Genomic DNA, 13,000 nt, shown 5'->3' with positions numbered 1-13,000 from the left:
GACAGTTGTTTGCAATCTGCCTGTGATGACAGTTGTCCCGCGTCATGTTGATGGCCAGGGAGTTGTCCGGCTGACGTTGGGTATGAGTACCTACTGAACTGGCCGAGCTGGTCAATTGGTGGTCGGCAGCCGCAGCACAAAGCATGCACCCGCAGCGCCATCCGGCCGCCCCTCACAGACCACGCTGCCGCCATGGCGTGCGGCGATGGAGCGCACCAGGGCCAGGCCCAGGCCCACGCCGCCGGCGCGCTCGCTGGCGCCGGGCAGGCGGTAGAAGGGCTCGAAGATGCGTTCGCGCTGGTCGGGTGGCACGCCCGGGCCGAGGTCGCAGACGCGCAGCACGGCGGTGCTGCCATCGCGCGTGATGTGCAGCGTGATCTCGCCCTGGCTGTAGCGGCGCGCGTTCTCCAGCAGGTTGCGCACGGCGCGGCGCAGCAGCTTGGAGACGCCGGGCACCTCGATGGTGGCGGCGCCATCGTCATCCGCGCCGCCTGCGCCCACCTGTAGCTCGGCGTCCACGCGCACGCATTCCTCCACGGCCAGGCCCACCAGATCGACGGGCTCCACCGTGCCCACGTCGGCGGCGCCGGCGTCAAGCCGGCTGGTCAGCAAAATCTCGTCCACCAGTTGATCGAGCTCGGTGATGTTGCGCTCTATCTCGGCCCTGAAGGCTGGCGAGGGCTGGCCGCCCTGCATCAGCTCCAGCCCCATGCGGATGCGCGTGAGCGGCGAGCGCAGCTCGTGCGAGGCATTCGCCAGCAGCGACTTGTGCGACTGCACCAGGGTCTGGATGCGCGCCGCCGCGGCGTTGAACTGGCGCGCCAGGGCCGCCACTTCGTCCTGGCCCTGCTCGGCCACGCGCGCCGACAGGTCGCCCTCGCCAAAGCGCTGCACGCTGCGCTGCAAGGTCTCCAGGCGCTGCAGCAGCTTGCGGATGATGGGGAATACGCCCACGGTGACGGCAATGCCCACCAGGGCCAGCATCCAGATAAAGCCCAGCGGCGGGCGCAGCCATGCGGCCGGCCCGTGGTCGCCAGGGCGCGGGCCACGCGTGCGCGGCGACATCTGCATCTCATAGACCACGCCGTTGTCGCCCTCGATGCGGTAGCGTATGCCCTCGCTGGGGTCGCCGCGCTGGCGCACGCCCGTGCCATCGACCAGGGTGCGGCCCTGGCCATCGGTGATCACGATCTCGCGCGTGGGCGGCTGCTGTTGGCTCTGCTCGGCCGCCCAGCGCCAGGCCAGGCCCACGGCAAAGGCAAACACCAGCACGCCACCGACCACGGCCAGCCAGATGCGCAGGTACAGGCGGCGCGAGAAGGGGCTGAGCCAGGACATCAGTCTTGCTGCCTGGCGAACACATAGCCCACGCCGCGCACCGTGAGGATGCGGCGCGGGTTCTTCGCGTCCTGCTCTATGGCGGCGCGGATGCGGCCCATGTGCACGTCGATGGATCGGTCAAAAGCCTCCAGCTCCCGCCCGCGCACGGCCTCCATGATCTGGTCGCGCGTGAGCACGCGGCCGGCGCGCTCGGCCATGGCCACCAGCAGGTCGAACTGGTAGGACGTGAGCTCGGCCGGCGCCCCCGCCACGCTGACGGTGCGCGCGTCGCGGTCAATCTCCAGCTGGCCAAAGCGCAACACGTTGGCCGCCGCCTGGGCACCGCCGCCCTCGCGCCGGCGCAGGATGGCGCGTATGCGCGCCAGCAGCTCGCGCGGCTCAAAGGGCTTGGGCAGATAGTCGTCGGCGCCAATCTCCAGGCCGATCACGCGATCCATGGGGTCGCCCTTGGCGGTCAGCATCAGTACCGGTACCTGGGCCGCGGGGCCGGGCAGGGCGCGCAGGCGGCGGCAGACCTCCAGCCCGTCCATGTCGGGCAGCATCAGATCCAGGATCACCAGATCCGGCGGCTCGCCGCCCTGCAGCCGCGCCAGGCCGCTGGCGCCGTCCGCCATGTGCGTGACCTGCAGGCCGGACTGGCCCAGGTACTCGCCCACCATCTGCGCCAGGCGGTGGTCGTCTTCGATCATCAGCAGTTGGGAGTTCATGGCGGGCATCTTCGGCTTTCGGTATCGCGTGGTGTTGAAGCGGGGGTAAAGTTTGGTAAACCGGTTTTTACTATGTTTTCAATAGCTGTTTGTGTTTGAATATAAAGGGCTGGTGGCGAATATGGTGCTGGGATCTTGACGCTGCCATGGCGCCGTCGGCGCGCCGCGCATTCTGCGCTACCCTTGGCTCATGAACCCCCTGGACACGACTGAGCCGCCGCACCGACGGTATTACCTGCGCTACGCGATGGTTGAGATGCCATCTCACCCATTGAGCCGGTTCCATGACATCAAGTGGCTCACGATCGACGATGCACCGGAGCGCAGGCTCGTCCGCCCCATCCTGGCGTGCTGCGACGCCCTGTCGGCAATGATCCACGCTCGGCGGGAGCGTTTCACGGCCATTCAGCCGCCCCTGCTGTTGCTCAATCTGGATGCATGGCGCACTGAAGGAAAACTTGCATGAGCCAACTCCTCATCAATGACTACCTGAGCCAGCTCGACCTCATCAAGAAGATCAGCGGTAGCCAGCGCGAAACCATCGTGCGCGAGGCCTTCAAGGATCTGCTCAAGGCCTGGGGGAAGCAGCAAGGCCTGGTCTTCCTGGCCGAATATCCGCTCAAGACCGCCACCAAGACCAGCATCAGCGTCGACGGCGCATTGCTGCATGAGCTGCGCATGCCGTTGGGTTACTGGGAGGCAAAGGACGCACAGGACAAGCTCGACGAGGAAATTGCCAAGAAATTCCGGCGCGGCTACCCGCAGGACAACATCGTCTTCAGCGACGATGCCAGCGTCGTGCTCTGGCAGCACCGGCAGGAGGTCATGCGCTGCGCGGTCGAAGACACCGCCGCGCTGGAGAAGCTGCTGAAGCTGTTCTTTGGCTACGAGCGCCCGGAAATCGCCAGCTTTCGCGCCGCCGTCGCGCAGTTCAAGAGCGACCTGCCAGCCGTGCTGGACTCGCTGCGCCAGATGATCGACGGCGCGCACCGGAGCAACAAGAGCTTTCGCGCCGCCGAAGACAAATTCCTGGCCCATGCCCAAGAGGCCATCAACCCGCTGCTTTCCGACGCCGACGTGCGCGAGATGCTGATCCAGCACATCCTGACCGAGGAAATTTTTGCCAAGGTGTTCGACGACAGCGACTTCCACCACCAGAACAACGTCGCAAGCGAGCTCTACGCGCTGGAAGCCGAGTTCTTCACCGGCGCGCTCAAGAAAAACACCTTGAAGGGCCTGGATGCCTACTACGCCGCCATCCGCGCCGCTGCCGCTCAGATCGGCAGCCATGGCGAGAAGCAGGCCTTCCTGAAGGTGATCTACGAGAACTTTTACAAGGTCTACAACACCAAGGCCGCCGACCGGCTGGGCGTGGTCTACACGCCCAATGAAATCGTGCGCTTCATGATCGACGGCGCCGACTGGCTGTGCGAGCAGCATTTCGGCAAGAACCTGATCGACAAGGACGTGGACATCCTCGACCCGGCCACTGGCACCGGCACCTACATCTGCGAGCTGCTGGAGCACTTTCGTGGCCAGCCAAAAAAGCTGGCGCACAAGTACCAGCACGAGCTGCACGCCAACGAGGTCGCCATCCTGCCGTACTACGTGGCGAATCTGAACATCGAAGCGACTTACGCCGCCATTACGGGCAGCTACGCCGAGTTTCCCAACCTGTGTTTCGTGGACACGCTGGACAACGTGGGCCTGCACACCGCCGCGCGCGGCACCACCGGCGAGCTCTTTGGCAGCGTGAGCGAGGAGAACGTCGAACGCATCCGGCGCCAGAACAGCCGGCGCATCAGCGTCGTCATCGGCAACCCGCCGTACAACGCCAACCAGCAAAGCGAGAACGATAACAACAAGAATCGCGAATATCCGCACATCGACGCCCGCATCAAGCAAACCTACATCGCCGAGAGCACGGCGCAGAAGACCAAGCTGTACGACATGTACGCACGCTTCTTCCGCTGGGCCAGCGACCGGCTCGATGCCAACGGCATCCTGGCCTTCGTCACCAACCGCAGCTTTCTCGATGCCCGCACCTTCGACGGCTTTCGCAAGACCGTGGCGCAGGAGTTCAGCGACATCTACGTGGTCGATTTGGGCGGCGACGTGCGTGCCAACCCCAAGTTGAGCGGCACGAGACACAACGTCTTTGGCATCCAGACTGGCGTGGCCATCAGCTTCCTCGTCAAGCGCCAGCAGGCCACAAAAGACAAAAGGCCCGCCCGCGTGTACTACGCGCGTCGCCCCGAGCTGGAAACCGCCGAGGAAAAGCTTGCCTTCCTCGCCAGCCAGCCCTTGCGCGCCCTGGCCTTCGATGAGGTCTCGCCCGACAAGAGCGGAAACTGGCTGAATCTGACGCACAACGATTTCGACAGCCTGATCCCGCTGGCCAGCAAGGAGACCAAGGCGGCGAAGACGGGGGCGAAGGAGCGGGCGATCTTCAAGCTGTTTTCGTTGGGTGTTTCGACGAATCGCGATGAGTGGGTCGTTGGAAACACCAAGCGTGAACTCGCCTCGAAAGTCCAGTTCTTCCTGCGCCTCTACGATAGGCATGTCGGACGCCCGGACGAGTACGACACGCGCATCAAGTGGTCGCGGAACTTGAAGCGGCGCGCCCAACAGCGTCGCATCGAGCCATTCGACCCTCAGCGTGTTTATCCCTACATTTACCGCCCATTCACGACGCGGCTTATCTATGCCTCCGATGTGCTGGTGGATGAACCTGGCGCCATGCGCGAGTTCATCCAGGGCCGGACGCTTTGCCTGTCCATGTCGTCCGGATTGCGTGTGTTGGCTGGGGGTGCACCGTTTGACTTGCACTATGTCGGGGACACATACGGTCTCCCCCTGCGGCGGCATGACGCCCAGAACAACGTCGTTGACAACATCACCGACTGGGGCCTCAAGCAGTTCATCGCCCACTACAAAGGCTGCGAGCCCTCACCCCAACCCTCTCCCAGTGGGAGAGGGAGCAAAACCGGGGCGCGCAAGATCACCAAGGAGGCAATTTTTCACTACTGCTACGCCGTGCTGCACGATCCTGTTTATTGCGAGAAGTACGCACAAAACCTCAAGCGCGAATTCCCGCGCATCCCGTTCTACGCCGACTTCTGGCGCTGGGCCGATTGGGGTGCCGAGTTGATGCGGCTGCACATCGACTACGAGTCGGTGCAGCCCTTCGAGCTCACGCGCCATGATGAACCCGACGTGAAGGCGCGCGCTGCGGGCCTGGCGCCAAAGCCGCTGCTCAAGTCCGATCCGGCGGCAGGCAGCATCCTGCTCGACAGCGAAACCACGCTGCGCGGCGTGCCGCCCGAAGCCTGGGCCTACCGGCTGGGCAACCGCTCGGCCCTGGACTGGGTGCTGGATCAGCACAAGGAAAAAAAGCCCAAGGATCCGACCATCCGCGAGGAGTTTTATACCTACCGTTTTGCCGATCACAAGGAGAAGGTGATCGATCTCTTGCAGCGCGTCGTCATGGTGAGTGTGAAGACGGTGAAGGTCGTGCAAGCCATGCAGACGGCGGCGCGTTGATACCGGCGACATGCTGGCATAGGCATACGCGCGGTGCTGGCCCCCACCCCAACCCTCCCCCAGAGGAGGAGGGGGTAAGAGGAGGGCGGCCGAGGTCTGTTTTCAATCAAGAAAATTGATAGCTATCAACGCTTATCTATAGAGTGCCAGAGGCCTTTTTGGCTCTTGATGCAAACCACACCAGCAGCAACACCGGCAGCCCCAGCAGCGCCGTGCCGGTAAAGAACGCGCTGTAGCCATGCGCATCGACAAACTGGCCCGAGAAGCCCGCCAGCCATTTGGGCAGCAGCAGCATCATGGAGCTGAACAGCGCGTACTGCGTGGCCGAGTACTGCACGTTGGTCAGGCCCGACAGGTAGGCGATGAAGGCCGCCGAGGCGATGCCGCCGGCCAGGTTGTCGGCCGAAACCACCAGCACCAGGCCGGTCACGTCATGCCCGCGCTGGCCCAGCCAGGCGAACAGCAGGTTCGATAGCGCCGAGAGCACGGCGCCCAGCATCAGCACGCGCATCACGCCCAGGCGCATCGACAGCACGCCGCCGACGAAGGCGCCGGCCAGCGTCATGACCACGCCGAAGACCTTGGTGACGGCGGCCACCTCGTCCTTGCTGTAGCCCATATCGACATAGAAGGGGTTGGCCATGATGCCCATGACCACGTCGCTGATGCGGTACACGGCAATCAGCGCCAGGATCAGCGCCGCCTGCCAGCGGTAGCGTTTGATGAAGTCGGCAAACGGCTCCACCACTGCGCCGCGCAGCCAGTCGCCCAGGCCCTTGGCCGGGGGCAGCGGGCGCGGCGCGGGCTCGGGCGAGAGCAGCACCGTCACGGTGCCGACCAGCATGGAGGCCGCCATCACCAGATAGGCCGCGGCCCAGGCGCCGGCCTGGTAGCCGACCAGACCGGGAATCTCGGCGCGTGCGGCGATCCACAGCACGCCGGCGCCGGCCCAGATCATCGCCAGGCGGTAGCCGGTCTGGTAGGTGGCGGCCAGGGCGGCCTGGCGCTCGGCGTCGGCCGATTCGATGCGGAAGGCGTCCAGCGCGATGTCCTGCGTGGCCGAGCCAAAGGCCACCAGCAGCGCGCACCAGACCAGGGGCGCCAGCTCGGCGCGCGGGTCGGTCAGCGCCATGCCCACCAGGCCGGCCATCACCAGGCCCTGCGCCAGCAGCAGCCAGCCGCGTCTGCGCCCCAGGCGGCGCGTGAGCAGCGGCAGCGGCAGCCGGTCCACCAGCGGCGACCAGACCCACTTGAAGGCGTAGGCCAGGCCCACCCAGCTCAGGTAGCCGATGGTGGTGCGGTCCACGCCCGCCTCGCGCAGCCTGAAGGACAGGGTGCCCAGCACCAGCAAGAGCGGCAGCCCGGCGGAAAAGCCCAGCGCCAGCATGCGCAGGCTGGCGGGCTCCAGATAAACGAGCCAGGCCTGGCGCCAGGAGCGGCGCGCGGCGGGAGCGGAATGGGACGACATGGCGCGCGATTATCCGGCCCGCGCGCGGCTACCATCGCGCCCATGAACCGCGCCGCGCTCGATCGCCCCGTCGCCTCGGTGCGCCGCTACGCCGGCGAGCACCAGGCGCACGACCACGCCCATGCCCAGGTGCTGTACGCGCTGCAGGGCCGCATGGAGCTGGAGCTGGCCGGCCGCGCAGCCTTTGTCGATGCGGCCTGCGGCGTGGTGGTGCCGGCGGGCACGCGGCATGGCTTTCTGGCCGGCGCCGGCGCATCCATCCTGGTGATAGACGCGCCGCCCGCGGCCGAGGTGGACCGGGTGCGCCGCTTTGCCGTGCCGCCGCAGGCGCGCGGCGCGCCGCCGGCGGACGCGGCGGCCCATCTGGCCCTGCTGCTGCAGGCGCCGCGCGTGCTGGCGCGCCGGGGGCTGGATCTGGACCTGCTGCGCGCCGCCGTGGAGGGCGCGCTGCACCAGGACTGGCCGACGGCGCGCATGGCGGCGCTGTTCCTGCTGAGCCCACAACGCTTTCACGTGCGCCTGCTGGAGCTGACCGGCCACACGCCCCAGCAATGGCTGCGCGCGCGCCGGCTGGATGTGGCCGAGCGCGCCCTGGCCCGCGGCCAGTCGCTCGAAGCCACGGCCCTGCGCACCGGCTACGCCAGCGCCAGCGCCCTGGCCTACGCGCTGCGGCGCGAGCGCGGCCTGGGGGCGCGGGTGCTGCGGCGCGGTGACGCTATTTAATATATAGCTGTTAGCGCTTGATTGGCGGATGCAAAGGCCGTATTTTGCTTGGATCTTCCGCCGCCCAGGCGGCCCGCACTACGCGCGTTGCTCGATAGTTGCCCGCCAATCCGGGCGCAGCATGGCAGGCATGAACGACACACGACATTCCGCCCGCGGCATGGCCCTGGTGCTGCTGGCCGCCATGCTCTGGGGCACGACCGGCACGGCGCAAAGCCTGGCGCCGGCCACGCTCTCGCCCTACTGGGTGGGGGCGCTGCGGCTGGTGATTGGCAGCGCCTTTTTTGCCGTCCTGGCCTGGCGCGCACCGGCGCGCAGTGGCCCCTGGCCCTGGGCGCAGATGGCCCTGGCCGGCGGCTGCATCGCCGTCTACAACCTGAGCTTTTTTGCCGGCGTCAAGCAAAGCGGCGTGGCCCTGGGCACGGCCCTTGCCATTGGCAGTGGCCCCATCTGGGCCGGGCTGCTGCAGACGCTGTTGGCGCGGCGCCTGCCGCCCGCGCTGTGGTGGCTGGGCATGCTGGTCAGCGTGGCCGGCGGCGCCGCCATGGCGCTGGGCCAGGGTGGGGAGCTGCGGCTGAACGCCACGGGCGTGGCGCTGTGCCTGCTGGCCGGACTGGCCTATGCCAGCTACACCCTGGTGAACAAGCCGCTGGTGCTGCGCCTGGGCCCGGCGCGCGCCAATCTGGCGGTGTTTGCCGGCGCGGCGCTGCTGTCGGTGCCGGTGGCCTGGGTGTTGGGCGGGCCATTGCAGGCGGGGGCTGCGGCCTGGGGCGTGGTGCTGTTTCTGGGGCTGGTCAGCACCGGGCTGTCGTATCTGTTGTTCTCCAGCGGGCTGCGCCATATCTCGGGCACCACCGGCGTGACGCTGGCGCTGGGCGAGCCGGTGACGGCCTTTGTGCTGGCGGTGTGGGTGGTGGGCGAGCGCCAGCAGCCACTGGCCTGGCTGGGACTGGCCGGGGTGATCGCCGGGCTGTTGCTGGTGGTGTGGGCGGAGCTGCGCGCCGCGCCGTAGACTTGCGCGCATGAGCATCTTTACCACCGCTTCACTCTTGGACAGCTGCGGCTGCTGCACCGGCCGCATCTGGCACGCGCGCCGCGCCTTCCTGCTGGCCGCCGCTGGCGCCGCCGCCCTGCCGGTAGCGGCCCAGGTGGACGTGGGCAAGTCGTCGGCCATGCGCCAGCTGGTGCCGGCAGAGCAGCTGGAGACCTCGGCCACCCAGCAGTACGACCAGATGCTGGCCCAGGCCAAGGCCAAGCGCGCGCTGGCGCCGGACAACCACCCGCAGCTCATCCAGCTGCGCGCCATCGCGCAGCGCATCATTCCCTACGCCCAGCAGTGGAACAGCCGCGCCGGCAGCTGGCGCTGGGAGGTGAACCTGATCGGTAGCAAGCAGATCAATGCCTTCTGCATGCCCGGCGGCAAGATCGCCTTCTACACCGGCATCCTGGATCAGCTGAAACTGACCGACGACGAGATCGCCATGGTCATGGGCCACGAGATGGCGCATGCCCTGCGCGAGCACGCGCGCGAGCGCATCGCCAAGAGCCAGGCCACCAGCATCGGCCTGTCGCTGGGCGCGCAGCTGCTGGGCCTGGGCGAGCTGGGCAATATGGCGGCCAACCTGGGCACGCAGCTGCTGACGCTGAAATTCAGCCGCTCCGACGAGAGCGAGGCCGACCTGGTGGGCCTGGAGCTGGCCGCGCGCGCCGGCTACGACCCGCAGGCCGCCGTGACCCTGTGGCAGAAGATGGGCCAGGCCACGGGCAACGGCGGCATAGGATTTCTGTCCACCCACCCCACGGGGCCAGACCGCATCCGCGAGTTGGAGCAGAACGTGCCGCGGGTGGAGGGGCTGTATCGCGCGGCGCGGGGCGGGTGAGAAATCAAGACTGATCGACCTTCGGCTTTATAGGGAAAGCGCTGGCAGCTATAAAAATAGGGGCTTTATCAGCTTGTCCTTAGCATGAGGAGCGAGTTTTGCTGCTCCTGCTCCAGTGCGTTGACATATTCATCACCGGCAATCCTGCGGGTGCGCAGGTAGTCGATCAGATAGGGTTTGCTGGCGGCGGAATCGCTGATGTCGCGCAAGACCTTGACGGTGTTCAGGCCGTTTTCGACGGTGCCCTCGAAAGACATGGGTGTTAGCGGGTTGAACAGGCGTTGGTATTCCGATCCCACCGTTTCCGCGGTGCGCAGGGCGTATTTGAGTTCATTGCTGCGCATGTCGCAGTCGATACGCACGTTGTTGCAGAGCATCAGCGATTGCACCAGTTGCCAGAAAAAATCTACCGGGATGCGGTCTTTGGTTGACAGCGTGATAGAGAGTTCACCGTCGAAATAGGCGGCCTGGTCGGCAAGTGCCGAAGCCACTTCCCGGTATTCGGGCTGTGGATTGGAGAGATCCTTGGCATGCTCGGCACGTTGGATCAGCCCTTTGGTTCGAGACATCCGCGCACGCAGGTCTGCCTTGCGCTGATCTTCAAAAGCAGTGTTCATGGTGTCGATGATCTGGTCGAGCCGCCCGTCCAGGGCATTGAAACGCTTGCGCATGTAGAGGAAGCCCGCAACGCTCGCGCCTACGCCTGCCAAGGACAGGCCCAGCGTTGCGACCTGCAGGGACTGTAGCGTCTCAACCATGGTTTTGAGCTGGTTTATCTGGGTGCCAATCTGCCCCACTTGGACTGCCGTATATACGCCGGTGCTCGCATTGATCAGGCCAGATACCAAGGAAAGCGGTGTGGGCGCGCCCGAAACAAGTGATGACAGCACGGACTGCGCCACCCCTGTTTCTTGCAAGTGGGCGACGATTTTCCCGGTGCCCACATCCTTCAGAAGGCCGCCGTAACGGACAAGCTCCCCGGTCGCCAACTGGGCCGACCATTTGGTGGGAATCTCGAAGGGGATGGCGCTCATCATGCGTGAGTTTCCTGGGTGAGCCGTTCGGCCATGTGGGTGGCTTGGTCACGGAACTCGGCAACGAGTCCCCGGGATCCCAGCATCCAAGTTTCAAGCTCTCGGAGTAGTGTTTTGTGCTCCGAAGGTTTGAACTTCAGCCCTCTTAGATGGGTGTGTTCTGCAATGAGGAGCTCCTTGCGAAAATGCAAGTGACCTGCTTGCGTAGGCGCTTGTTCTTTCGCAAGAGCTGTCAGCGATGTTTCCAGGCGGGATAGGCAAGAGTTCATGGTTTGTTGAAGCCGCAAGGTGAATTCATGCTGAAGAACTTCATCCGCGGGGCGGCCAAAAAACCTGCCGAGTGGGCCTGCTTCCTTGAGCCTGCGATCGATGTGATTTCTGAAGGTTTGGTGCAGCGTGGTCATGGTCAACGTTATGTCGACGTGAGCCTCGTCACGCCAGTCGAGGACTTTTCGCTGGAAGGCGAGGGGTGACAGGCGGCGGATATCCAGCAGTGGTTCCATTGGAGGCTCGGTGGCGGATGCGGCAACGGGCGGATCACTTATCTCGTCTGCAATGTGATCTTTCGGCGGCTTTGCGCCGAAGAGCGTTGACACGACGCGCTTCAGGAAGGAGATGAATCCATCCAGCGCACTGCCGGGCGCCGGTGCTTCATGCTTGGATAGATCGGCTGACACGATTGGCTGACTCCAAGAATCCGGTTTTAAGTGACGCTGGAAACCCATTGCTTTGAGCACTCACGATTTGGGAGAGTACCTGCGCCGTCTTCAAAGGGGGCAGTGGGGCGGTTCTGTATCGCTTAGGTACCGCCCACATAAGGGTTGCTGCGCCGCTCGCGCCCGAACGTGCTCTCCGGCCCGTGGCCCGGGATGAACACCGTCTGATCCCCCATAGGCCACAGGCGCCCGGTGATGCTGTCAATCAGTTGCTGGTGGTTGCCCTGCGGAAAGTCGGTGCGGCCAATGCTGCCGGCAAACAGCACGTCGCCGACAAAGCAGCGGTCGATCTGCGGCGCGTGGAACACCACATGGCCGGGCGTGTGGCCCGGGCAGTGGCGCACGTTCAGTGTCTCGTGGCCAATGGTGACCGTATCGCCATCGTGCAGCCAGCGCGTGGGCGTGAAATGCAGGGCCGGCGGAAAGCCGAACATCTGGCTTTGCTGGGGTAGGCCATCGATCCAGAACTGGTCGCCCGGATGCGGGCCGATGATGGGCAGGCCGAGCTTTTGCGCCAGCTCGCCCGTGCCGCCGGCGTGGTCGATGTGTGCGTGCGTGAGCCAGATGGCCTTCAGGTGCAGGCCCAGGCGCTGCGCTTCGGCCAGCAGCAGATCGAGGTCGCCGCCCGGGTCGATGACGGCCGCCTCCATGGTCTGGTCGCACCAGACGAGGGAGCTGTTTTGCTGGAAGGCGGTGACGGGAATGGTCAGGTAGTGGAGCATGGGGGCAAGGTCGGAGGCAAATGGCCGGGCGAGTGTATCGGCTGGCTGGGCGTCGCCTTACGGATGCCAGACGCCCGGCGCCTGCGCCGCCGTGCTGGCGGCCTTGCCGGCCAGCGCGTAGGACAGCTGGTTGGCCGTCCTGATGATGGTCTGGGCCAGCGCCTCCAGCTTCTCCTGCGGTAGCCGTGACTGTGGCCCCGAGATGCACACGCAGCCCAGCAGGCGCCAGTGGCGGCCGAACACGGGAGCGGACACCGTGGCCACGCCCTGCTCGCGCTCGCCGATCGACCAGTGGTAGCCGCGCCGGCGGATCTCCTCGTAGACCTCGCCCGGCTCGCCCGAGAACGCCAGGATCACGCGGCCCGGCGAGCCCTTGTCCAGCGGCAGACCCTCGCCCATGCGCGCATGGTGGCGCAGTGCCTGCGGGCCTTCCACGCGCACCAGGCAGGTGCGCATGTCGCCCTCGCGCACATAGAACGCCGCGCTTTCGCCGGTGGCCAGGGTGAGCTCGCGCAGCACCGGCTCCAGCACGTTCTGCACGTCAAAGCCGGCCTGGTAGCGCGCTCCCAGCCAGCCCGCGGCCGGGCCCAGGCGCCAGTCGCCGTCCTCGCGCTGCACCAGGTAGCCCGACTGCGCCAGCGTGCGTGCCAGGCGCAGCACCGTGGTCTTGTGCAGCTGGCAGCGCCGGCTTATCTCGGCCAGCGACAGCTGGGACTCGCCCACGGCGAAGGACTCGAGCAGCCGCAGCGCGCGCGTCACGGCAATGACGCCACCGTCGCGTGCGCCCGCAGGCGTTGATTCATCGGCGGAGAGGGGGGGATTAGCGGGACGACTCATGTTGCTTACCGTGGGATATGTTTCGTTGT

Annotated in this window: 12 protein-coding genes; 5 read left to right on the top strand and 7 right to left on the bottom strand. The window is 65.9% G+C overall.

All coding sequences use genetic code 11. The annotated features are described in order from the left end of the window. Positions 1–111 precede the first annotated feature (111 nt). A complete protein-coding gene (locus tag P4826_RS11645) occupies positions 112–1,338 on the bottom strand; it encodes an ATP-binding protein (RefSeq protein WP_317700555.1) in 1,227 nt (408 codons plus the stop codon). Further along, positions 1,338–2,048, bottom strand: a complete 711-nt coding sequence (locus P4826_RS11640) for a response regulator transcription factor (RefSeq protein ID WP_317700554.1) — start codon at positions 2,046–2,048, stop codon at positions 1,338–1,340. The genes P4826_RS11645 and P4826_RS11640 overlap by 1 nt, the downstream gene beginning before the upstream one ends. A 190-nt stretch (positions 2,049–2,238) precedes the next feature. Between P4826_RS11640 and P4826_RS11635 the strand changes: the two genes are divergently transcribed. Together P4826_RS11635 and P4826_RS11630 are read left to right on the top strand one after the other, a co-directional pair. Beyond that, positions 2,239–2,514 (top strand): hypothetical protein, encoded by a 276-nt coding sequence (locus tag P4826_RS11635; RefSeq protein WP_317700553.1) that lies wholly within the window; start codon positions 2,239–2,241, stop codon positions 2,512–2,514. Beyond that, positions 2,511–5,591, top strand: coding sequence for a type ISP restriction/modification enzyme (locus P4826_RS11630; RefSeq protein WP_317700552.1), 3,081 nt, complete (start codon positions 2,511–2,513; stop codon positions 5,589–5,591). Before P4826_RS11635 ends, P4826_RS11630 begins: the two co-directional genes overlap by 4 nt. Before the next feature lie 136 nt (positions 5,592–5,727). On the opposite strand, the gene P4826_RS11625 is transcribed toward P4826_RS11630, so the two are convergent. Further along, entirely contained in the window at positions 5,728–7,059 is a 1,332-nt protein-coding gene (locus P4826_RS11625) for an AmpG family muropeptide MFS transporter (protein ID WP_317700551.1), read from the bottom strand. 42 nt (positions 7,060–7,101) lie between these two features. Between P4826_RS11625 and P4826_RS11620 the strand changes: the two genes are divergently transcribed. From P4826_RS11620 to P4826_RS11610, 3 genes are all read left to right on the top strand, one after another. Then, entirely contained in the window at positions 7,102–7,782 is a 681-nt protein-coding gene (locus tag P4826_RS11620; protein WP_317700550.1) for a helix-turn-helix domain-containing protein, read from the top strand. Between the two features lie 130 nt (positions 7,783–7,912). Further along, positions 7,913–8,794, top strand: coding sequence for a DMT family transporter (locus P4826_RS11615; RefSeq protein ID WP_317700549.1), 882 nt, complete (start codon positions 7,913–7,915; stop codon positions 8,792–8,794). 10 nt (positions 8,795–8,804) lie between these two features. Beyond that, a complete protein-coding gene (locus tag P4826_RS11610) occupies positions 8,805–9,662 on the top strand; it encodes a M48 family metallopeptidase (RefSeq protein ID WP_317700548.1) in 858 nt (285 codons plus the stop codon). A gap of 68 nt (positions 9,663–9,730) precedes the next feature. On the opposite strand, the gene P4826_RS11605 is transcribed toward P4826_RS11610, so the two are convergent. From P4826_RS11605 to P4826_RS11590, 4 genes are all read right to left on the bottom strand, one after another. Next, positions 9,731–10,699 (bottom strand): hypothetical protein, encoded by a 969-nt coding sequence (locus P4826_RS11605; RefSeq protein ID WP_317700547.1) that lies wholly within the window; start codon positions 10,697–10,699, stop codon positions 9,731–9,733. After that, positions 10,696–11,373, bottom strand: a complete 678-nt coding sequence (locus P4826_RS11600; protein WP_317700546.1) for a hypothetical protein — start codon at positions 11,371–11,373, stop codon at positions 10,696–10,698. The genes P4826_RS11605 and P4826_RS11600 overlap by 4 nt, the downstream gene beginning before the upstream one ends. A 122-nt stretch (positions 11,374–11,495) precedes the next feature. Further along, on the bottom strand, positions 11,496–12,134 hold the full coding sequence (locus tag P4826_RS11595; RefSeq protein WP_317700545.1) for an MBL fold metallo-hydrolase: 639 nt from the start codon (positions 12,132–12,134) through the stop codon (positions 11,496–11,498). A gap of 57 nt (positions 12,135–12,191) precedes the next feature. After that, on the bottom strand, positions 12,192–12,971 hold the full coding sequence (locus P4826_RS11590; protein WP_317700544.1) for an IclR family transcriptional regulator: 780 nt from the start codon (positions 12,969–12,971) through the stop codon (positions 12,192–12,194). Between the last annotated feature and the right edge of the window lie 29 nt (positions 12,972–13,000).

The organism is Diaphorobacter limosus (assembly GCF_033100095.1).
In the GTDB taxonomy this organism is placed as follows: domain Bacteria; phylum Pseudomonadota; class Gammaproteobacteria; order Burkholderiales; family Burkholderiaceae_C; genus Alicycliphilus; species Alicycliphilus limosus.
The sequence above is the reverse complement of the archived record's forward strand: the minus strand, read 5'-3'. Positions and strand labels throughout refer to the sequence as shown.